At 59.0% G+C, this 21,439-nt stretch carries 15 protein-coding genes and 1 pseudogene; 5 read left to right on the top strand and 11 right to left on the bottom strand.

The window, feature by feature from the left end; translation table 11 throughout:
- Positions 1 to 111: 111 nt before the first annotated feature.
- Positions 112 to 771: a hexitol phosphatase HxpB gene (hxpB, locus tag I6G90_RS03990; RefSeq protein ID WP_197929828.1), complete on the top strand. Its 660-nt coding sequence runs from the start codon at positions 112 to 114 to the stop codon at positions 769 to 771.
- A 101-nt stretch (positions 772 to 872) separates the two neighbouring features.
- On the opposite strand, the pseudogene I6G90_RS03985 reads toward hxpB, so the two are convergent.
- The 7 genes and pseudogenes from I6G90_RS03985 to tig all read right to left on the bottom strand — a co-directional run bounded on the left by I6G90_RS03985 (position 873) and on the right by tig (position 10,916).
- A pseudogene (locus I6G90_RS03985) lies at positions 873 to 2,190 on the bottom strand (IS4 family transposase).
- A 287-nt stretch (positions 2,191 to 2,477) separates the two neighbouring features.
- Entirely contained in the window at positions 2,478 to 4,391 is a 1,914-nt protein-coding gene (ppiD, locus tag I6G90_RS03980; protein ID WP_197929827.1) for a peptidylprolyl isomerase, read from the bottom strand.
- 150 nt (positions 4,392 to 4,541) lie between these two features.
- Positions 4,542 to 4,814, bottom strand: coding sequence for a nucleoid-associated protein HU-beta (gene hupB / locus I6G90_RS03975; RefSeq protein ID WP_005315375.1), 273 nt, complete (start codon positions 4,812 to 4,814; stop codon positions 4,542 to 4,544).
- Positions 4,815 to 5,054: 240 nt separating this feature from the next.
- Positions 5,055 to 7,409, bottom strand: a complete 2,355-nt coding sequence (gene lon, locus I6G90_RS03970; protein WP_197929826.1) for an endopeptidase La — start codon at positions 7,407 to 7,409, stop codon at positions 5,055 to 5,057.
- A 141-nt stretch (positions 7,410 to 7,550) separates the two neighbouring features.
- Positions 7,551 to 8,825: an ATP-dependent protease ATP-binding subunit ClpX gene (gene clpX, locus I6G90_RS03965; RefSeq protein WP_005336977.1), complete on the bottom strand. Its 1,275-nt coding sequence runs from the start codon at positions 8,823 to 8,825 to the stop codon at positions 7,551 to 7,553.
- Between the two features lie 70 nt (positions 8,826 to 8,895).
- On the bottom strand, positions 8,896 to 9,519 hold the full coding sequence (gene clpP / locus I6G90_RS03960) for an ATP-dependent Clp endopeptidase proteolytic subunit ClpP (RefSeq protein WP_042062813.1): 624 nt from the start codon (positions 9,517 to 9,519) through the stop codon (positions 8,896 to 8,898).
- A gap of 86 nt (positions 9,520 to 9,605) precedes the next feature.
- A complete protein-coding gene (tig, locus tag I6G90_RS03955; RefSeq protein WP_042062814.1) occupies positions 9,606 to 10,916 on the bottom strand; it encodes a trigger factor in 1,311 nt (436 codons plus the stop codon).
- A gap of 441 nt (positions 10,917 to 11,357) precedes the next feature.
- On the opposite strand from tig, the gene I6G90_RS03950 reads away from it, so the two are divergent.
- Both I6G90_RS03950 and yfbR read left to right on the top strand, forming a co-directional pair.
- The gene (locus I6G90_RS03950; protein ID WP_042062816.1) at positions 11,358 to 11,792 is read left to right on the top strand and encodes a YccF domain-containing protein; all 435 of its coding nucleotides are present in this window, start codon (positions 11,358 to 11,360) and stop codon (positions 11,790 to 11,792) included.
- Positions 11,793 to 11,885: 93 nt separating this feature from the next.
- Positions 11,886 to 12,476 carry a 5'-deoxynucleotidase gene (gene yfbR / locus I6G90_RS03945; protein ID WP_042062817.1) on the top strand — a complete coding sequence of 197 codons (591 nt, stop codon included), beginning with the start codon at positions 11,886 to 11,888 and terminating at the stop codon, positions 12,474 to 12,476.
- 92 nt (positions 12,477 to 12,568) lie between these two features.
- Here yfbR and lolE read toward each other — a convergent pair whose 3' ends face one another.
- The 3 genes from lolE to I6G90_RS03930 form a co-directional block, all read right to left on the bottom strand.
- Complete coding sequence (lolE, locus tag I6G90_RS03940) at positions 12,569 to 13,810, bottom strand: lipoprotein-releasing ABC transporter permease subunit LolE (protein WP_197929825.1); 1,242 nt, start codon at positions 13,808 to 13,810, stop codon at positions 12,569 to 12,571.
- Complete coding sequence (lolD, locus tag I6G90_RS03935) at positions 13,810 to 14,508, bottom strand: lipoprotein-releasing ABC transporter ATP-binding protein LolD (protein WP_197929824.1); 699 nt, start codon at positions 14,506 to 14,508, stop codon at positions 13,810 to 13,812. The genes lolE and lolD overlap by 1 nt, the downstream gene beginning before the upstream one ends.
- An 88-nt stretch (positions 14,509 to 14,596) precedes the next feature.
- Positions 14,597 to 15,832, bottom strand: coding sequence for a lipoprotein-releasing ABC transporter permease subunit (locus tag I6G90_RS03930; RefSeq protein WP_197929823.1), 1,236 nt, complete (start codon positions 15,830 to 15,832; stop codon positions 14,597 to 14,599).
- Between the two features lie 76 nt (positions 15,833 to 15,908).
- Between I6G90_RS03930 and I6G90_RS03925 the strand changes: the two genes are divergently transcribed.
- Together I6G90_RS03925 and mfd are read left to right on the top strand one after the other, a co-directional pair.
- Positions 15,909 to 16,484 carry a hypothetical protein gene (locus I6G90_RS03925; RefSeq protein WP_042062821.1) on the top strand — a complete coding sequence of 192 codons (576 nt, stop codon included), beginning with the start codon at positions 15,909 to 15,911 and terminating at the stop codon, positions 16,482 to 16,484.
- A 56-nt stretch (positions 16,485 to 16,540) separates the two neighbouring features.
- A complete protein-coding gene (gene mfd, locus I6G90_RS03920) occupies positions 16,541 to 20,008 on the top strand; it encodes a transcription-repair coupling factor (protein ID WP_197931150.1) in 3,468 nt (1,155 codons plus the stop codon).
- Positions 20,009 to 20,108: 100 nt separating this feature from the next.
- On the opposite strand, the gene fbp is transcribed toward mfd, so the two are convergent.
- On the bottom strand, positions 20,109 to 21,143 hold the full coding sequence (gene fbp / locus I6G90_RS03915; protein ID WP_197929821.1) for a class 1 fructose-bisphosphatase: 1,035 nt from the start codon (positions 21,141 to 21,143) through the stop codon (positions 20,109 to 20,111).
- Positions 21,144 to 21,439: the final 296 nt, after the last annotated feature.

Here is a 21,439-nt window from a genome sequence, read left to right as displayed (position 1 = left end):
AGCAAAACAAACGTTTGCCGATGTGATCGGGCGCAAGGGGCATGGCAATGCCCCTTTTGCATTTCCCCGTCAGGCTTATAATCCCCTCTTCAAATTTGTCAGGAGTACAAGATGTTAGCTGCCGTGATCTTCGATATGGATGGTGTTCTGATCGACTCGGAACCCTTTTGGCAACGTGCCCAGATCGCCGTTTTCTCCGAACTGGGTCACCCCCACACCGTCGAGGATTGTGAATCGACCATCGGCGTGCGCATCGATCAGCTGGTCGCCCACTGGTATCGCCTGCGCCCGTGGAGCGGCCCGAGCCAGGAAGAGGTGGTGCAGCGTATTCTGGATCGGGTCAACGCCCTGATCCTCTCCGAAGGTCAGGCCAAGGCCGGTGTGCTGGACGCGCTCGACCTTATCGAGGCGCGCGGGCTGAAAGTGGGTCTGGCGACCTCCTCCCCGTTTGCCATGGCAGAAGCGGTGCTCGGCAAGCTCGGCATTCGCGATCGCTTTATGGCAGTTCACTCCGCTGAAATCGAGCGTTTCGGCAAACCGCACCCAGATGTCTATATCCACGCCGCCGAAAAGCTGGGGGTGGAACCGGTTCATTGTCTGGCCATCGAGGACAGCTTCACCGGCCTGCTGGCAGCCAAGGCGGCCTCCATGACCGCGCTGATCGTGCCGGATCCTGCTTTAGTCGGCGACCCACGCCTTGCCATCGCCAACTACCAGCTGAGTTCGCTGGCCGAACTCAATAGCGAGATGCTGGCCAGCTGGGTCAAGTAACGCCTCCCGACGCCTCGTTGCATACGCGTTCTCATACTCGCAGGGGGCATCCAGCCCCCTGTGATTGCCAAACAACCGTTGGCACCCCTAATGCCTGTCAGTTAAGCCTGACTGGTATTGTTTTTATTGGCTTTTTTCACACTATACCTCTGGGGCCTTGGCTTCACGCACCGGGGGTAACTTCGCTCCCTTCGTTCCGGCAGCACAAACTGCCCCGCCTGTTTCTCCAGGTCAGCTACCCGCTTCGGGATAGTCCCCGCTGACAGGTAGGGCATGCAGCTCAGTTCATGGATAAGATCGACCGACGCCATGTGAAAACTCAGCTGGCTCGCCGTGTATCCCTTCAGGCTCGTCGCCATCTTCACCATCTGGCTACGCAGCAGGTTGTACGCCAGCAGTACGCCCCACAGCTCTTGCCGTATCCCCGCCGCCTTCTTACTGCGCAGGGTCGATCGGTGTTGTTGCAGGCTGTGCTTCATTTCCCGATAACCCAGTTCGATTTCCCAGCGATGGTTGTAGAGCTCGACGATGTCTGCTCCCGGGAGGCGCATCGGGTCGACCATCGAGGTCAGTACCTGCCGCTCTTTGCCGTTGATAGTGCGAGTCGGCAAGCGGGCTTCCACCGTGTCCGGTAGTTGCGGCCACTTCTGCCTCGCTTGCGGGCTGGTCTTCAGGCGCACCAGCACATCCTGACGCCCCAGCTTACGCACCACCTCATACTGCGTGCCCTTTGTGAGCGGCAGCAGCCAGTGACGCTCACAGCCCGCGCTTTGCCAGGCATCGAGCAGGCCGAGCGAGTAAAACCCTTTGTCGAACAAGGGTCAGCGAGTGGTCTGGCGTGCGCGCGGCAAGCTGTTCGGCCAGCACCATCTCGTTGACAGCGCAGCTATCCATGACGGCTTGCGTGAGCAGATGGCTGGTGAGCTCCATCTGACAGAGAATGCGCACCTGCGGATAGGCGGTCTCGCCATGCTGGGTGCCGGGCTTTGCAAAGGCGGCGGCATTGTCCTGGGTATCGGGGGTAAGCCACATCACACCATCAACGGCGAGCAGTTGCAGCCCGGCCCAGCCGGGGTGATTGGCCTGCTGATGCCAGCGCGAGGCGGTCTCGTGAAACAGCCGCTTGATGCTCTTGTCCCCGAGCTTTTGGCGGGCTTGTAGGAAGGCGCTGGGGGCAACAAAGGGGCGGTCACCGGGCAGCTGATTGACCAGCTGGGTCATGGGGACATGGCGGAAGATGGCCATGCCGATGATGGCCCAGACCAGACGTTCCATGGGCATACGACGACGACGCAGGGTCGCGACATCCTCTTCGGCGAGCAGCGTTGTGATGAGCTCGGGCGGAATAAGGTCTGAGAGCGACTCAAACTGAGCGGCATTGCTGGCGTGGAGGAAGTCGAGAGCATGAGCGATACGCATAAAAATCCGAAACCAATCAACAGGTTTCAGATTTTTACACAGCAGAAGGATCGGTCAATGGATCCTTAACTGAGCGGCATTAGCACACACGTGCCGGTTTTTTTATATCCCGTATTTAGACGACTGAGATGGCGTATAGCAGTGGTGTGACTACACGCCACAGAGCAGAGAGCAGAGAGCAGAGAGCAGAGAGCAGAGAGCAGAGCTTGAGTATCCCCCCCCTCTTGCCCACAGGTAAAAAAACGGCTCCATCAAGGAGCCGTTTTCAATGGGTTGCGCGGTGTCGATTACTCGACTGTGGCTTCCACACTGGTGAAGTACTCGATCTTGGCCGCTTTGCGCAGCTCGTCGATCAGAGACTTGTAACTCACCTGAGCTTTGCCCTGACCCAGCTGACCTTGCAGCATGGCGGCCATGCCGGATGCGGCGGCAGGAACATTAACCTTGTCCAGCGCCACCACCACGCGGTCACCATTGGTTTCGGCAACCAGTGCCACGCTCGGCTTGCCATCTTTCGGATGGGGCAGTGTGAACGCCTGGGCAATCAGGTTCTGATCCAGTTCGCGATCGAAGCGGGCAACCCCTTTGTGGGTCTCCACTTTCAGACCGAGAGCAGCCAGATCGGCCGTGATGCTCTCACCGACCTTCAGCTTGTCCAGCAGGCCCTGCGCCTTGCCACGGGCCACTTCACCGGCCTTGTCATGCTTGATGGCGGCAATCACCTGCTCTTTCACTTCAGCCAGCGGCTTGACGGCCTTTGGCTGGTGACCGGTGATGTGCAGCACCAGCGCCTTGCCATCAGCCAGCTCAATCACGTCGGAGTTGGTGTTGTCATCGCGCAGTTGCTCGGAGAACGCCACGGAGAGCACCTTGGGATCGTTCAACGGAGCCGGGGCGCTCGCCTGGGTGAAGAAATCGGAAGATTGTACCTTCATCCCCATGGCATCAGCGGTCAGATCCAGCGAGTCCGGGTTTTCGAAGCTGTTGTCAGCCATCTTCTGCTGCTCGGCGAAGAACAGCTCCTTGGCCTTATCAGCTTGCAGACGAGTGATGGTCTCTTCCTTCACATCGGCAAACGGCTTGGTCTGGGCAGCCTCAACCCCCAGCAGCTTGATGATGTGGAAACCGAACGGGCTCTTCACCACGGTGGAGAGATCACCCGCCTTGTTCAGGGCGAACGCGGCTTTTTCGAAGGCCGGGTCCATCACCCCTTTCTCGAACCAGTCCAGCTCGCCGCCTTTTTTGGCGGAGAAGGTATCGGCAGAGTCAGCCTTGGCCAGCGCAGCGAAATCATCACCCGCCTTGGCTTTGGCCAGCACGGCTTCTGCCTTCTGCTCGGCTGCTTTCTCGTCCTTGCCAAACGGGATCAGGATGTGAGCCACATGACGACGCTCGGCACGCTGGAACAGATCCTGGTGCTGATCGTAGTAATCCTGGGCATCCTGCTCGGTGACCTTGATGTCCTTGGCGAGGTTGGCAGCATCCAGCAGCAGATAGTCGACCTTGACCTGTTCGTCGTTCATGAAACGGGCGCCATTGGTCTTGTAGTACTGCTCCAGCTCGTTGTCAGAGACCTGAACATCATCCACATAGTTGGCGGCAGCCAGACGCACCAGACGCAGATCGCGAGTCTGGTTGTAGAGCTTGTCGAGCTGCTCCGCTTCACCCTTGAGGGAGAATTCGGTGCCCAGCAGGGCGCCCATCAGCTGTTGACGCACCATGTCCTGACGCAGGGAGTCACGGAACATTTCGGGAGTCATACCGGCACGACGGATCAGCTGCAGATAGCGGTCATTGTTGAACTTGCCGTTTTCGGCAAACTCGGGCATCTCCACGATGGCTTGCTTGATCTGCTCGTCGCTGATGCGCAGACCCAGTTCACGGGCCTTGCTGTCCAGCAACGCCTGATCGATCAACCGATCCAGCACGCCACGGCGGAACTGTTTCATGTAATCGGGGTTCGCGGCCAGCTGGCTGAATGCCTCTCCCATCTGGGATTCCATGCGGGCGCGCTCGTTACGGTAGGCATTTTCCAGTGCCGCAGCACTGATCTCGGTGCCATTGACGGTGGCGGGGGCGGTACGGGCCGGGCCGTTCAGGTAGCTACCTACACCAGCCAAGGCAAAGGAGAGGATGATCAGGCCCAAGATAACCTTGGCTACCTTGCCCTGCGCCCCTTCGCGTAGTTTATCCAACATCATGTTTGTACTTATGCTCCCGAACTCGATGGGCGTAAACAATAAAAAGGCGCACCGATTGCGATGCGCCTTGGTCAATCAGTATGAGAGAAGACTCTCTAACTTGTCTGGTCTGCGACCAAGGACGGTAGCCGACGGATATCAGCGACCGACTTAGTTAACAGCGTCTTTCAGGGCCTTACCGGCTTTGAAGGCAGGAACTTTACCAGCAGCGATTTCGATGGTCGCGCCAGTCTGCGGGTTACGGCCTGAACGGGCAGCACGCTCGCGTACAGCGAAAGTACCGAAACCAACCAGAGCAACCTGGTCACCCTCTTTCAGCGCTTCACCAACAGCATCAATGAAGGCATCCAACGCACGGCCAGCGGCAGCTTTGGAGATATCGGCACCGTCTGCAATCTTGTCAATCAGTTGAGATTTATTCACTCTTATATTCCCCTTTTATCAAACACCGCTGCGGCGCTGATTTCCCTGGCCACAACAAGTGGAGGTTTTATAGCAAGCCTCCTGATCAGTTGCAAGTGACAATCTGGCGCAAACCCGCGCCACACAACGCATTGCGACTCATCACGAGTACCCGATCGGTGGTCAAGGCTACTTCCGTTATCGGGCGCATGCAAGCCTTAACCACCCGTCGAATGCGCCAAATTTGCGGCGCATCAACATTTACACGACAGAAACGCGTTCAAACCCCTGCGGATTGTCCTGCAACGCCAGTTCCAGCACCTCGTCAATCCAGCGAACCGGATAAATTTCAAGGTCTTGTTTGACGTTTGCCGGGATCTCCTCAAGGTCACGCTCGTTCTCTTTCGGAATAAGCACTCGCTTGATGCCGCCACGATGGGCTGCCAGCAACTTCTCCTTGAGACCACCGATGGGCAGCACTTCGCCGCGCAGGGTGATCTCACCTGTCATCGCCACATCAGCACGAACCGGATTACCGGTCAAGCTGGAGACCAGGGCGGTACACATGGCGATACCGGCACTCGGGCCGTCTTTCGGGGTTGCCCCTTCCGGTACGTGCACGTGGATATCGCGCTTCTCGTAGAAGTCGGCGTTGATGCGCAACTTCTCGGCACGGGCCCGCACCACCGTCATGGCCGCCTGGATGGACTCCTGCATCACGTCACCGAGGGAACCGGTGTAAGTGAGCTTGCCCTTGCCCGGCATGTTGGTGGTTTCGATGGTGAGCAGATCGCCCCCCACTTCGGTCCACGCCAGACCACACACCTGACCCACCTGGTTCTGGTCGGTGGCCTTGCCGTAATCGAAACGCTGCACCCCGAGGAACTCTTTGAGGTTGGCCTGATTGACCTGAACATGCTTGATGCTCTTGTCCAGCAGGATGCGCTTGACGGCCTTGCGACAAATCTTGGAGATCTCGCGCTCCAGACTCCGCACCCCCGCCTCGCGGGTGTAGTAGCGGATCACCCCGACCAGGGCAGAATCTTCGATGGTGATCTCGGACCCTTTCAGGCCGTTGCGCTGGATCTGCTTGGCCACCAGATGCTGCTTGGCAATGTTGAGCTTCTCATCTTCGGTGTAACCGGAGAGACGGATCACTTCCATCCGGTCCAGCAACGGACCCGGGATATTCATGGAGTTGGAGGTGGCCACGAACATCACGTCCGACAGGTCATAATCCACTTCCAGGTAGTGATCGTTGAAGCTGTTGTTCTGTTCCGGATCCAGTACTTCCAGCAAGGCAGATGCGGGATCGCCACGCATGTCCGAGCTCATCTTGTCGATCTCGTCGAGCAGGAACAGCGGGTTCTTCACGCCGACTTTCGCCATCTTCTGGATAAGCTTGCCAGGCATGGAACCGATATAGGTACGGCGGTGACCGCGGATCTCCGCTTCGTCACGCACCCCACCGAGGGCCATCCGCACATACTTGCGGCCCGTCGCCTTGGCGATGGATTGGCCCAGCGAGGTCTTGCCCACACCGGGAGGCCCAACCAGACAGAGGATGGGGCCCTTGAGCTTGTTCACCCGCGCCTGTACCGCCAGATATTCGAGGATGCGATCCTTGACCTTCTCGAGGCCATAGTGATCGGCATCCAGCACCTCTTGCGCCTTGCCCAGGTCTTTCTTGACCTTGGAGCGCGCCTTCCACGGCACCTGTACCATCCAGTCCACATAGCTGCGAACCACGGTAGCCTCGGCGGACATGGGCGACATCATTTTCAGCTTGGCAAGCTCTGCCAACGCCTTTTCACGGGCATCAGCCGGCATACCGGCCTCTTCAATCTTGCGATTGAGGGCTTCAAACTCATCCGGGCTATCTTCCAGCTCACCCAGCTCTTTCTGGATGGCCTTCATCTGCTCGTTGAGGTAGTACTCGCGCTGGCTCTTCTCCATCTGCTTCTTGACGCGCGTGCGGATGCGTTTCTCGACCTGCAGCAGGTCAATCTCCGACTCCATCATCGCCATCAGGAATTCGATGCGCTCGGAAACCGAGACGATCTCCAGCACCTTCTGCTTGTCTTCCAGCTTGAGCGGCATGTGGGCCGCCATGGTATCTGCCAGACGCGCAGCATCGTCGATCGCCGAGATCGAGGTCAGTACCTCGGGCGGGATCTTCTTGTTGAGCTTGATATAGCCTTCAAACTGGCCGATGGCGGAGCGAACCAGTACTTCCTGATCCTTCTCCTCAATGGCTTGGGAGGGGATGTACTGGGCCTCGCAGACAAAGAAATCCTTGTCGTCGATCATCCGCTCCAGGCGGGCACGCTGCCCCCCCTCTACCAGCACCTTGACGGTGCCGTCCGGCAGCTTGAGCATCTGCAGAATATTGGCCACTGTCCCGACGGTGAAGATCTCCTCCACAGTCGGCTCGTCGGTTGACGCATCCTTCTGGGCCACCAGCAGAACTTTCTTGTCCTGCTCCATGGCCGCTTCCAGACAGCGAATGGATTTTTCCCGCCCCACAAAGAGTGGAATGACCATGTGGGGGTAAACCACCACGTCACGAAGAGGCAGGACGGGAATCTCGATGCGTTCTGAACGCTCTAGGTTCATATATGTCCTCTCGGCTTGTTATACCGTTGGCAAAGCGCTTGGCTGAGTATATGGGGGCGCTGAGATGAGATTCAATCGCCGAAACCGCAAAAAGCATGAAAGGGGCAAAAAGCCCCTTCCATTTGATTAAAAATCAGACGTTTACTCTGATGCAGCAGCCTGGGTCTCGGGATTTTCGTAGATCATCAAGGGCGCGGAGTCCCCTTTGATCACGGTCTCGTCGATCACCACCTTGCTGACCCCTTCCAGAGAAGGCAGGTCATACATGGTATCCAGCAGCACGGCTTCCACGATGGAACGCAGACCACGAGCACCGGTTTTACGCTCCATCGCCTTGCGGGCAATGGCGTTGAGTGCGTCGTCACGGAACTCCAGCTCAACCCCTTCCAGATCGAACAACGCAGCGTACTGTTTGGTCAGCGCGTTTTTCGGCTCTTTCAGGATCTGGATAAGGGCAGACTCGTCCAGTTCGGTCAGGGTCGCGACCACCGGCAGACGGCCGATGAACTCGGGGATCAGACCGTACTTGATCAGATCTTCCGGCTCCACCTTGGCGAAGGTCTCGCTCAGGGTGGCCTTGGCATCCTTGGATTTCACCTCGGCGCCAAACCCGATACCGGTTCCCTTCACGGAACGCTGCTCGATCACCTTGTCCAGACCGGCAAAGGCACCGCCACAGATGAAGAGGATCTTGGAGGTATCAACCTGCAAGAACTCCTGCTGCGGATGCTTGCGACCACCTTGCGGCGGCACGGAAGCGATGGTCCCTTCGATCAGCTTGAGCAGTGCCTGCTGTACCCCTTCCCCGGAGACATCGCGGGTGATGGAGGGGTTGTCCGACTTGCGGGAGATCTTGTCGATCTCGTCGATGTAGACGATGCCACGCTGGGCCTTCTCTACGTCGTAGTCGCACTTTTGCAGCAGCTTCTGGATGATGTTCTCCACGTCCTCGCCCACATAACCGGCTTCGGTCAGAGTGGTCGCATCGGCCATGGTGAACGGCACATCCAGCAGACGAGCCAGGGTCTCGGCCAGCAGGGTCTTGCCGCTACCGGTCGGGCCAATCAGCAGGATGTTGGATTTGCCGAGCTCCACACCACTGTTTTCGCCGCTGTTACGCAGACGCTTGTAGTGGTTGTATACCGCAACGGCCAACACCTTCTTGGCGTACTCCTGCCCGATCACATAGTCATCGAGATGAGCGCGGATCTGATGAGGGGTCGGCAGCTCGTTACCATCACGCTTGGGAGAGATCTCGCGGATCTCTTCGCGGATGATGTCGTTGCACAGCTCGACACACTCATCACATATGTAGACGGAAGGGCCAGCGATCAGCTTGCGCACTTCATGCTGGCTTTTGCCGCAAAAAGAGCAGTAGAGCAGCTTATCACCCTCACCCTTGCGTTTTTCTGTCATTCAGCAACCTCGTTTTATCAATAGAGGATGGATCGGCCTGTTGAGTTTACAACAGACCGGGACACCCTGCTCAGCTACGCTGGCTCAGGACACCGTCTACCAGACCATAGGCCACGGCCTGCTCGGCGGACATGAAGTTGTCACGATCGGTGTCACGCTCGATGGTAGCCATGTCCTGACCGGTATGGAACGCCAGACGCTCGTTCAGGGTATTTTTGATCTTCAGGATCTCCTGGGCGTGGATCTGGATATCAGATGCCTGGCCCTGGAAGCCACCCAGCGGCTGGTGGATCATCACGCGAGCGTTCGGCAGGCAGAAACGCTTGCCCTTGGCGCCACCGGCCAGCAGGAAGGCGCCCATGGAGCAGGCCTGACCCATGCAGACGGTGCTGACATCCGGCTTGATGAACTGCATGGTGTCATAGATAGACATGCCCGCAGTCACCGAACCACCCGGTGAGTTGATGTAGATATAGATGTCCTTGTCCGGATTCTCGGACTCGAGGAACAGCAACTGGGCAACCACCAGATTGGCCATCTGATCTTCAACCTGACCGGTCAGGAAGATCACCCGCTCTTTCAGCAGACGGGAGTAAATATCGTAGGAACGTTCACCCTTGGCAGTCTGCTCTACCACCATCGGGATGAGTGCATTGCGTGGGGATTCGGTTACATCGTTATAGTTTTTATACATAAGGCATTGTCCCTAAAATAAAATGGCCCGAGTGGAGATCACACGAGCCATTATACTTAACAGTCTTGACCTTAAGTCAAATGTTCTTAGGCAGCGGCGCCAGACTTGTTGATCACGTCATCAAAGGCAACTTCTTTTTCGGTCACTTGCGCTTTGGACAGGATCAGGTCGATGGCTTGATCTTCAACTGCCAGGTTACGAACGCCGTTCAGCATCTGCTCGTTCTTCTGGTAGTACTCGATCACTTCCTTCGGATCTTCGTAGGCAGTCGCCATGGACTCGATGATGCTGGTTACGCGGGCATCGTCAGCCTTGATCTCGTTGGTGCGGATCACGTCGCCCAGCAGCAGGCCAACGCGTACACGACGCTCGGCTTGCGCCTGGAACAGTTCAGCCGGCAGCTCGGGAGCGTTGCCGCCCTGGAAACCACCGAAGCGCTGCAGCGCCTGTTGACGCAGGGTATCGATCTCTTGAGCAACAGCGGCCTTCGGCAGGTCGATCATGTTGGCTTCAACCAGACCGTTCAGAACCTGTTCTTTCACGCTGTTTTTCAGGGCTTGAGCCAGTTCGCGCTCCATGTTCTTGCGCACTTCGGCTTTCAGCTCTTCAACAGAACCGCTTTCGATACCGAAACGCTTGACGAACTCTTCGGTCAGCTCAGGCAGGATCTGCTCTTCAACCTTGATCAGCTTGGAAGCGAACTTGGCTTCTTTGCCTTTCAGGTTTTCAGCGTGGTAGTCAGCCGGGAAGGTCACTTCGATGGTGAACTCGTCGCCCGCTTTCTTGCCCATGATGGCGTCTTCGAAGCCCGGGATCATGCGGCCAGCGCCCAGCACCAGATTGAAGCCTTCAGCTTTGCCGCCGTCGAACTCTTCACCGTCGATGGAACCGACGAAGTCCAGGGTCACACGCATGCCATTGGCAGCGGCAACATCGGCATCAGCCCAGGTAGCGTGCTGCTTGCGCAGGGTGTCGATCATGTTGGCCAGATCTTCATCCTTCACGGTCGCAACCGGCTTCTCGACCTTGATGGTCTCGAGACCAGCAACTTCGAACTCCGGGTACACTTCGAACGTGGCGGTGAATTCGAAATCCTGACCTTCCTGGATCTCTTTCGGATCCATGGTCGGGGCACCGGCCGGGCTCAGTTTGTTTTCGATGATGGCTTTGATGAAGTTGCTCTGCATCATTTCATCAGCAACGCGGGCGTGAGCCATGGCGCCGAACATCTTCTTGATGATGGCAACCGGAGCCTTGCCAGGACGGAAACCGTCGATGCGACGAGTTTTGGCCAGGCCATTCAATTCTTTACGCACAGCGGCGTCTACGGTAGCGGCCGGTACAGTGATGGTAAGACGGCGTTCCAGACCCTGGGTTGTCTCTACAGAAACTTGCATTCTTCTACCTCGTTCAACTCAGCACTGTGTGCTGACCCTTATTGCCCCTGGGCAAAGCCCGGAGTCTTCCTGTTTATAAAGACAACAATATGTCTTTGTGATGAGAAAATATGACGCGGCATTATAGCGGCGCACTTTGGTCGAGTCGAGCCACACATCCCCCACATTGAGCGGCGTGAAAGCACAATTCGTGCAAAACTGCCCTTTATATGGGGAGAGAGGCACCCGACTTCAACCATCCGGTGACGATAATTTTGCGTTTGTTCACCTTTTTTCAGCCGAATGCCGATTTATTACCCATTTTTCGCCGCAAAACGGGCCGCTGTCGCGGGCGGCGACTTAATTTGTCCAGCCAAATGGCGATTGACCGAATCAACCATTGCGTCCCCTGCCCTCCCTCGTTATGGTGGCAGCCAAATTGATGTATCTGGAGTCACTCACATGGCCTTTTTTCGCTTCTTGTTCAATCTGCTCTGGTTTGTACTGGGAGGTATCTTTATGGGCCTGGCCTGGTGGCTGGCCGGTCTTATCTGCTTTATCTCGCTGGTGGGCATCCCCTGGGGACGCGCCTGCTTCGTGATCGGCACCTTTACCTTCTTCCCGTTTGGCAAGCAGGCGGTCAATCGCAAAACCATGACCGGCCAGAGCGATATCGGCACCGGCACCCTGGGGCTGATTGGCAACATCCTCTGGTTCGTGCTGATCGGTATCTGGCTGGCCATCGGCCACATCGCTTCCGCGCTGGCCTGCTTCGTGACCATTATCGGTATCCCGTTCGGTATTCAGCACCTCAAACTGGCACTGATCAGTCTTGCCCCCATCGGCCAGATGATTGTGACCAACCACGAGGCGGAATCGGGTCGCTATATCCGCTAACTGCGGGAAATGCGCGGGCAGACGCTGCCTTGCAACGAAAAAAAGGGCAGACTGGGGTCTGCCCTTTTTTTATTCTCTTTTGTTGAGGCCATCATGTTACCCAGCCACTTTTTCGCCAATCTCGCCCGCATGAAGCTCATCTACCGCTGGCCCCTAATGCGCAACATCCAGCCTGAAAATATTGCAGAGCACAGCCTGCAGGTCGCCATGGTGGCCCATGCCCTCGGCATCATCAAAAACCGGCTGTTTGGCGGCAGCGTGAATGCCGACCGCGCCGCCGTGATGGCGCTCTATCACGACAGCAGCGAGGTGTTGACCGGCGATCTGCCCACCCCGGTCAAATACTTCAACCCCGAAATTGCCCGCGAATACAAAAAGATTGAGCTGGCCGCCGAACAGCGTCTGCTGGCCATGCTGCCACCTGAGCTGGTCGAGGACTTTCGCCCGCTGCTCGATTCGGCAGCCCAGGATGGCGAGCTGGCCAGACTGGTCAAGGATGCCGACACCCTCTGCGCCTATACCAAGTGTCTGGAAGAGATCAACGCGGGCAACCGGGAGTTTGAACCGGCTCGCAAGCGCCTCGAAGCCATGCTGGAAGCCCGGATGAGCGAGGAGATGCGCTACTTTATCGACACCTTCGTGGCCAGCTTCTCCCTGCCACTCGATGAGCTCAACGCTCACTAAGCCACGTCACTCGACCTCAAAACAGAAGGGCCCGCCGGTTTGCACCGGCGGGCCCTTCATTATTTATTTTATTGCGGATCAGATGCGGCGCATCAGTGACCCAGTTCGCGCGACGGCACCAGACCGCTCGCCCGCCAGGCGGGATAGAGGGTCGCCAGCAGGCTCATCAAAATGGCGGCGCCCGTCACGATCAGCAGATCCTGCATATGCAACTCGGTCGGCAAGAAGTCGATGAAGTAGATATCCGGATTGAGGAAGCGGTGGCCAATGAGCGTTTCGACAACGCTCAGGATCTGGGTCAGCTTGCTGGAGAGCAACCCACCGAGCAGGGCACCCAGCAGCGCACCGGCTACACCGTTGACCATCCCCTGAATGACGAAGGTGAGCCGGATCTGGCCGGGGCTCGCCCCCATGGTTTTCAGGATGGCAATCTCGCTGCGCTTCTCGTTCACCGCCATCACCAGAGTGGAGACAATATTGAAACAGGCGACGGCCACCACCATCAGCATCACCACATACATGACGGTGCGCACCATCTGGATGTCCTGATAGAGATAACCCTGACTGTTCATCCAGCTGCGGATATAGACGTGATGGGGGAACTGCTGCGCGGCGGCTACCGTGATGGATTGCGCCTTGAGCACATCGCTCACCCGCAGGCTGAAGCCCTCCACATCGCTGCCCATACCGGTGATGGTCTGGGCATCAGCCAGATGCATAAAGCCGAGCAGACCGTCGAGCTGACCGCCAATTTCCAACAGTCCCACCACGGTCAGGGCTTCGCGCCGGGGATTCTTGATCCCGGCCTGATCGCCCCCTTGCGGCAGCAGCAGAGCGACCGCGTCCCCCACCTTGACCCCCAGCTTGTCGGCGATGGTCTTGCCGAGGATCACCCCATGCTCGCCCGGTTGCAGCTCACGCAGGCCGCGACCCGTCATGTACTTGCCCGCATCCGACAGGTTGGCTTCCAGCTCCGGCAGCACGGCACGCAGCTGCACCCCCTTGAGGGCAGAGCCGTGCTCCAGCAGGCCATTGAGGCGAATGACCGGCGCGGCCGCCTCGACACCCGGCTGGGCCAGCAGGTAGTCACGCAGACGGGGCCAATCCGGCAGCGGCCGCTCGACGGCGTCCAGCTCACCTTGCGGCACGACCGAGAGCACCCGATCTTTGAGCTCCCGCTCGAAACCGTTCATGGCGGAGAGACCCAGGATCAGCGCCATCACCCCGAGGGCGATACCGATCAGGGAAGAGGCAGAGATAAAGGCGATAAACCCGTTGCGACGGCGGGAGCGGCTGTAACGCAGGCCCAGAAAAAGGGGCAGCGGTTTGAACATCAGGCAACCTCCGCCATCACACCGCTCACCAGGGTCACCCGGCGATGGAGCTTGGCCGCCAGGCTCAAGTCATGGGTCACCACCACAAAGGCGGTGCCCAGTTCACGATTCAGTTCACACAGCAGCTCGTACACCGCAGTGGCACTGGCGTGATCCAGATTGCCGGTGGGTTCGTCCGCCAATACCAGACTCGGTTCGTTGACCAGCGCCCGGGCGATCGCCACCCGCTGGCGTTCGCCACCAGAAAGCTCGGAGGGACGGTGGTTCAAGCGATGGGAGAGCCCTACCCGTCCCAACATTCTGGTCGCCTTTTCGGTGGCAACCGCCACCGACTCACCGGCGATCAGCAGCGGCATGGCCGCATTTTCCAGCGCACTGAACTCGGAGAGCAGGTGGTGGAACTGGTAGACAAAACCCAGCTCGCGGTTGCGAAAACGGGCCTGGGTACGGCTGTCCCAATGGTGGATATCCTCCCCCTTGAACAGCACAGCGCCGCTGGAGGGGTTGTCGAGGGCCCCCATCAGATGCAGCAGAGTGGTCTTGCCGGAGCCCGAGCTCCCCACGACCGCCAGCATTTCACCGGGCGCGACACAGAGATCGATCCCCTTGAGCACCTGAGTCTCCAGCTCCCCCTCTTTATAGACATGATTGAGCTCCTGGCAGCGCAGCAGAGGTTCACAGGATACGGCTTCATTCATAACAGGGGCTCCACTTGCCTCGGTAATAACGCTGGCACCCGCAACAACGGGGGCACCAGTCACAACAGAAGATGCATTATTCACGGCATTACTCATAACGCAGCGCCTCGGCCGGTTTCACCCGCGCAGCGCGGGCCGCCGGATAGAGGGTGGCACTGAAGCTCAGCAGCACGGCGCCCAGCAAAATGGTGATGACCTGAGCCGGCTCGACAATCACCGGTAGGCCACTGCCGCCCGCCGCCATATAGAGGTTGAGCCCCACCGCATTGAGCAGGGGGTTGAGACCCAAGGAGAGCGCAAGGCCCGCCAGTCCACCAAACAGGGCACCAATCACCCCGCTGGAGGCGCCGAGCACCATGAAGATTTTGACGATCCCCGACTCACTCATGCCCATGGTGCGCAGGATGGCCACTTCGCCCTCCTTGTCCGTCACCACCATCACCAGCGCGGAGAGGATGTTGAAGGTGGCGACGGCGATGATCAGCACCAGCATCAGCCCCATCATCCGTTTTTCCATGGCGACTGCCTGGAACAGCTCGCCCCGCTCGCGGCGCCAATCCTGCCATAGCAACCCGTCCGGCAACGGTGTTTTGATCACCTCGTCGGCCGCAAACGGATCATCGAGCCAGAGGCGAATGCCACCGACGGTTTCTGTCGGCAGGCGCAGCAGCCGCTGGGCATCACCCAGCGCGATCAACGCAATCTGGTTATCCACATCGGCGCCGACCCCGAAGATACCGGAGACGGTAAAGAGGCGCTGGGCCGGTACCCGGCCAAACGGGGTGAAGCGGGTCCCTTCGGTCAGGAGCAGACGAACCTGATCGCCGATGGAGACATTGAGGCGGCGTGCCACCCCCTGCCCCAGCACGATGCGGTAGTGACCGGCCTGCAAGGTATCGAGACGCCCCCCCAGCATCTGGGAGTGCAGGATGTCATCCTTGGGCCAGTGTGCAGGATCGATCCCCTGCACGCTCACCCCGGTCAGCTGGCCGGGGCTTTGCAGCATCCCTTCGCTGTCGAGCATGGGGGCCGAGGCGACCACATGGGGGAGTTTGGCCAGATCCGGCAAGCCTTGCGGGTCTGCATCCATGCGGCCAGCCTGATTGGTCACCACCACATGGGGGATCACCCCGAGGATGCGCCCTTTGAGCTGCCCTTCGAAACCGTTCATCACCGAAATGACCACCATCAGGGCGGCAACCCCGATGGCGATGCCAAAGGTAGAGAACAGAGAGATAAATGAGACGAAGCGATTGCTGCGCTTCGAGCCTGCATAACGCAGGCCGATGGCCAGCGAAAGGGGCTGAAAAAGTCCGGTCTTCAAGGATATGTACGTTGCCAACAAAATAAGATACCGGATAATAAAGGGAAACCGTCCATGACAACAAGGGATAGCCTCCATGCAGGAACAGTTCTTCAGCGTCACTCATGCCACGCCGGTCAATGTGATCCCCATGCCGGCCGACTTCCACCTCCCCTCGCTGGCGGAGCTGGACGCTGAGCTGCCGGAGCCCTTTCGGATCTCCTCGGCCATTACCTCCATCGATCTGGTGACCACTCGCCTGCTGCGCAACCAGAACGAGTCGATGCACGATCTGATCGAGATCGTCAATCAGCAGTCCCGCAAGATCGACATGATCATGGGCTATGTGCTCTCCGTGCAGGACCATCCGGAGCAGCGCTTCCACACCCTGCGTTTCAGTGCCGGCCAGCTCACCTATCTGCACCCCTATCATGGTCACGGCGATGCGCCGCACCTGCACCAGATAGTGCGCCTCAAGATCTTCCTGCGGGAAGAGGCGGCCGCCATCTACTGCTATGGCCAGGTCAAGCAGCTCGACGGCAGTGAACATGGCACCCATGTGCTGCTCGACTATGTGCGGATCCGCGAAGATGACCGTGAACTGCTGGTACGTGCCAGCCTGCACGTGCAATCGAAACAGCTCAAGCTGCGCGCCCAAGAGCGTCAGCGCTAACCAGAGCGAACGTCAGCGATAGATAACGTCAACGTTAAAAGAATCGAACCATGCCAATGAAAGTCCCCGCCTTGCCCGCCAAAGCGGGCCAAAAGATCACGCTCGGCCAGCTGGTCGGCAGCAGCCTCTCGCTGATTGCAGCCCGCCTCACCAGCGAAGCCAGGGGGCCGGTACTGCTTATCACCGCCGATACCCCGAGCGCCCTGCGCCTTGAGCAGGAGCTACAGTATTTGCTGGCAAACAAGCTGCTGGCCGATCAGTCCGCGCCGGTATTGCTGTTCCCCGATTGGGAGACCCTGCCCTACGACACCTTCTCCCCCCATCAGGACATCATCTCCCAGCGGCTCGAGACCCTCTACAAGCTGCCGCAGATGAGCAAGGGGGTGTTGATCGTCCCCATCTCCACCCTGATGTTGCGCTGCGCCCCCCGGGTCTACCTCGACAAATACAGCCTGATGGTGAAGGCCGGTCAGCGCCTCAACCTGCAACAACTTAGAGGGCGCTTGGCCGAAGCGGGTTACGTGGCGGTGGATCAGGTGCTGGAGCACGGCGAATTTGCCGCACGCGGCTCCCTGCTCGATCTCTTCCCGATGGGCAGCAACAGCCCCTATCGTATCGACTTCTTCGATGACGAAGTGGACTCCATCCGCCCGTTCGATCCCGAGACCCAGCGCTCCAGCGAGCCGGTCAAGACGGTCAGCCTGCTGCCTGCTCGGGAGTTCCCCACCGACGAGGCGGCCATCGAGCTGTTTCGCGGCCAATTCCGCGAACAGTTCGAGCTGTCGCGGGCCGAGGGCTCCGTCTATCAGGAGGTGAGCAAGGGGCGCTGGCCCGCAGGTATCGAGTACTATCTGCCGCTCTTCTTCAACCAGACCGCCAGCCTGTTTGACTATCTGCCAGAAGATACCCTGCTGCTCACTGTGGGGGATATCTATCCCGCCGCCCAGCGTTTCTGGAACGACATAGGTCAACGTTATGAAGACCGACGTTGGGACAACACCCGCCCGCTGCTGCCACCGGCGCAGCTCTATCTGCCGGTGGAGCAGCTGTTTGCCGCCCTTGGCCAATATGGCGCGGTGCGGCTGCAAGAGGCCGCCACCGCGGGCGATGCAGGTCAACACGATCTGCCCATCTCGGCGCTGCCCGATCTGCAACTCGATCACAGCAAGGAGCAACCCCTGCTGGCGCTCGACCAGTTCCTGCAAAGCTTTGCCGGGCGCACCCTGTTTGCGGTGGAATCCGAAGGGCGGCGGGAGGTGCTCGGCGATCTGCTGGCGCGTATCTCGCTGCAACCCAAAGAGTTTCCCTCCCTCGATGCCTTTATGGCGAGCCAGGATCGTCACGGCCTGCTGGTAGCACCGCTTGAGCGTGGCTTCCTGTGGCAGGAGGCCGGTCAGGATCCCTTGGCGCTGATCACCGAGACCGAACTGCTGGGCGGCAAGGTGCGCAGCAAGCGGGCGCGGGAGAAGAGCAAGAACTTAAGCTCGGACGCGGTGATCCGCAACCTCGGCGAGCTGACTCAGGGCCAGCCGGTGGTGCATCTGGATCACGGGGTCGGCCGCTATCTGGGGCTGGAGACCATCGATGCCGGTGGCCTGCCCACCGAGTTCCTCACCCTCGAATATGCCGGCGGCGACAAGCTGTTCGTGCCGGTCACCAGTTTGCACCTCATCAGCCGCTACACCGGTTCCGATAATCCCCCCAGCCACAAGCTCGGTGGCGAAGCCTGGGTCAAGGCGCGGCGCAAGGCGGCCGAGAAGGTGCGCGACGTGGCAGCCGAGCTGCTGGATGTCTACGCCATACGCGCCGCCCGCGCCGGTTTTGCCTTCAAGCATGACAAAGAGGCCTATCGCCAGTTTGCCGCCAGCTTCCCGTTCGAGGAGACCGACGATCAGCTCAACGCCATCAACGCGGTGCTGGGCGATATGTGTCAGGCCAAGAGCATGGACCGACTGGTGTGCGGCGATGTAGGCTTCGGCAAGACCGAAGTGGCGATGCGGGCGGCGTTTGTAGCAGTGCACGGCGGCAAGCAGGTTGCCGTGCTGGTGCCCACCACCCTGCTGGCGCAACAGCACTACGACAACTTCCGCGACCGCTTCGCCAACTGGCCGGTGCGGGTCGAGGTGTTGAGCCGCTTCCGCTCCGCTAAAGAGCAGAGCGCTGTGATGAAGGAATTGGCCGAGGGCAAGGTGGACATCATCATCGGCACCCACAAGCTGCTCGGCTCCGAGCTCACCTTCAAGGATCTGGGGCTGCTCATCGTCGATGAGGAGCATCGATTCGGGGTGCGCCAGAAGGAGAAGATCAAGGCGCTGCGGGCCGATGTGGATATCCTCACCCTCACCGCCACCCCCATTCCGCGCACCCTCAATATGGCGATGTCGGGCATGCGGGATCTCTCCATCATCGCCACCCCGCCCGCCAAGCGGCTTGCCATCAAGACCTTCGTGCGCCAGCACGAACCGGCGGTGGTGCGCGAGGCGGTGCTGCGGGAATTGAAGCGCGGCGGTCAGGTTTACTACCTGCACAACGACGTGGAGAGCATCGAAAAATGCGCCGCCGACCTGGCGGAGCTGGTACCCGAGGCACGCATCGGCATCGCCCACGGCCAGATGCGCGAGCGCGATCTTGAGCGGATCATGTCCGACTTCTACCACCAGCGCTTCAACCTGCTGGTCTGCACCACCATCATCGAGACCGGTATCGACGTGCCGAGCGCCAACACCATCATCATGGATCGGGCGGATCATCTCGGTCTGGCCCAGCTGCACCAACTGCGGGGCCGGGTCGGCCGCTCCCACCATCAGGCCTATGCCTATCTGCTCACACCCCATCCCAAGCTGATGACCAAGGATGCGGCGAAGCGGCTGGAGGCGATCGCCTCGCTCGAAGATCTCGGCGCCGGTTTTGCGCTGGCGACCCACGATTTGGAGATCCGTGGCGCAGGCGAACTGCTCGGCGACGATCAGAGCGGCCAGATTGAATCGGTCGGCTTCACCCTCTACATGGAGATGCTGGAGCAGGCGGTCGAAGCACTGAAAAACGGCAAGGCGCCGTCGCTGGAGCAGCTGATGAGCCAGCACACCGAGGTGGAGCTGCGCCTGCCTGCGCTGTTGCCGGACGACTACATCCCGGACGTCAACATGCGCCTCTCCATGTACAAGCGGATCGCCAGCGCGGCGGACGAGCAGGAGCTGCGCGAGCTGAAAGTAGAGCTGATCGACCGCTTTGGCCTGCTGCCGGAGGCGACCAAAACCCTGCTGGAGCTGGCGGCATTCCGCCAGCGTGCCACCGCCCTTGGCATTCGCCGGGTGGAGATGAGCGAGCGCGGCGGCTATCTCGACTTCACCCAGGAGACCAAGGTCAATCCGGCCTATCTGGTCAAGCTGCTCTCCAGCCAGCCACGGGTCTACAAGATGGACGGGCCGACCCGGCTGCGTTTCCAGGTGCCGACCCAGGATCGCGCCATGCGCCTGAAACTGGTCGATGGTTTGCTGGCGGATCTGGCCAACAACAGCTTGTGAGTGTTTGCAACGCTGGCGGCGAGCCAGACAGATAACGCCAACTAAAACGGGAGCCAAATCGGCTCCCGTTTTTTATTTGCTATCTGACAGCTGCGTACTATCAGCCCTGATTGGCCGGATCCTCGTGGGCGGAGAACTCGCGCATAAAGGCCTCGGCCCGCTCCACCATCTTGGTCGAGCCCACGAAGTAAGGGGTACGCTGGTGCAACGCAGTGGGCTGGATATCCATGATCCGGCCAAAGCCGTCGGAGGCCTTGCCACCGGCCTGCTCCACCAGAAACGCCATCGGGTTGCACTCATAGAGCAGGCGCAGCTTGCCGTTCGGCGAGTTGGTACCGGACGGATAAATGTAGATGCCGCCCTTGAGCAGGTTGCGATGGAAATCGGAGACCAGGGAACCGATATAGCGGGAGGTGTAGGGTCGGTGGGTCGCCTCGTCGCGCTCCTGACAATATTTCAGGTACTTCTTCACCCCGTCCGGGAACTTGATGTAGTTACCCTCGTTGATGGAGTAGATCTTGCCCTCTTCCGGAATACGGATGTTCTCGTGAGAGAGACAGAAGCAGCCGATGGAAGGGTCGTAGGTAAAGCCATTGACGCCAAAGCCGGTGGTGTAGACCAGCATGGTGGAGGAGCCGTAGACCACATAACCGGCGGCGACCTGACGGTTGCCCGGTTGCAGGAAGTCCTCCAGCATCACCGGTGAACCCTGCGGGCTCAAGCGTCGGTAGATGGAGAAGATGGTGCCGACCGAGACGTTGACGTCGATGTTGGAGGAGCCATCGAGCGGGTCGATCAGCACCACATACTTGGAGTTTTTGGAGAGCGGCGAGTCAAAGGCTACAAAGTCCTCTTCCTCTTCCGAGGCCATGCCGCACACCTCGCCGCGCGCTTCCAGTGCCGCCTTGAAGCGTTCGTTGGCGTAGACATCCAGCTTCTGCTGCACCTCGCCCTGTACGTTTTCAGCGCCCATGGAACCGATGATATCCGCCAGTCCCGCCTTGTTGATCTCCCGGTTCACCACCTTGGCAGCAAGGCGGATTGAGCTGAGCAACGAGGTCAGCTCGCCGGTCGCGGTAGGATAATCCGCCTGCTTTTTGACGATGAACTCACCCATGGTGATCATGTTTCGCATTTTTGTTCCTTTAGATCGCATCCGTTGGCATTGAAAACGTTTGCAGGCGTCGGCAAAAAAAATGCCGATCTCCGGCGGCCTTGATTTGTAACCTAATGTAACGTCTGTTTTTTGTTTTTGCAGCGAATTAAGCGGCTTAATAATTAGGCTATTTCAGCTGATTTTATGGTAACTGGCGCCTTTTATACGGTTTCATTCGATAACTTTTGGCCCCTTAATTCGTGGCAATAACCTGCGGCAAGCCACGAGCTGACTGGCCTTGCGCCATTTAAAATGGAGTCTGATGGGCCTGCTTA

Source organism: Aeromonas allosaccharophila (assembly GCF_016026615.1).
Lineage (GTDB): Bacteria > Pseudomonadota > Gammaproteobacteria > Enterobacterales > Aeromonadaceae > Aeromonas > Aeromonas allosaccharophila.
The sequence above is the reverse complement of the archived record's forward strand: the minus strand, read 5'-3'. Positions and strand labels throughout refer to the sequence as shown.

Excerpts from the sequence above, each read along its gene's own strand:
- lon (WP_197929826.1), bottom strand. The coding sequence starts at position 7,409 with ATGAACCTAGAGCGTTCAGAACGCATCGAGATTCCCGTCCTGCCTCTT.
- I6G90_RS03950 (WP_042062816.1), top strand. The coding sequence starts at position 11,358 with ATGGCCTTTTTTCGCTTCTTGTTCAATCTGCTCTGGTTTGTACTGGGA.
- tig (WP_042062814.1), bottom strand. The coding sequence starts at position 10,916 with ATGCAAGTTTCTGTAGAGACAACCCAGGGTCTGGAACGCCGTCTTACC.
- lolE (WP_197929825.1), bottom strand. The coding sequence starts at position 13,810 with ATGTTCAAACCGCTGCCCCTTTTTCTGGGCCTGCGTTACAGCCGCTCC.
- clpX (WP_005336977.1), bottom strand. The coding sequence starts at position 8,825 with ATGACAGAAAAACGCAAGGGTGAGGGTGATAAGCTGCTCTACTGCTCT.
- I6G90_RS03925 (WP_042062821.1), top strand. The coding sequence starts at position 15,909 with ATGCAGGAACAGTTCTTCAGCGTCACTCATGCCACGCCGGTCAATGTG.
- hxpB (WP_197929828.1), top strand. The coding sequence starts at position 112 with ATGTTAGCTGCCGTGATCTTCGATATGGATGGTGTTCTGATCGACTCG.
- mfd (WP_197931150.1), top strand. The coding sequence starts at position 16,541 with ATGAAAGTCCCCGCCTTGCCCGCCAAAGCGGGCCAAAAGATCACGCTC.
- ppiD (WP_197929827.1), bottom strand. The coding sequence starts at position 4,391 with ATGATGTTGGATAAACTACGCGAAGGGGCGCAGGGCAAGGTAGCCAAG.
- lolD (WP_197929824.1), bottom strand. The coding sequence starts at position 14,508 with ATGAATGAAGCCGTATCCTGTGAACCTCTGCTGCGCTGCCAGGAGCTC.
- clpP (WP_042062813.1), bottom strand. The coding sequence starts at position 9,519 with ATGTATAAAAACTATAACGATGTAACCGAATCCCCACGCAATGCACTC.
- yfbR (WP_042062817.1), top strand. The coding sequence starts at position 11,886 with ATGTTACCCAGCCACTTTTTCGCCAATCTCGCCCGCATGAAGCTCATC.
- fbp (WP_197929821.1), bottom strand. The coding sequence starts at position 21,143 with ATGCGAAACATGATCACCATGGGTGAGTTCATCGTCAAAAAGCAGGCG.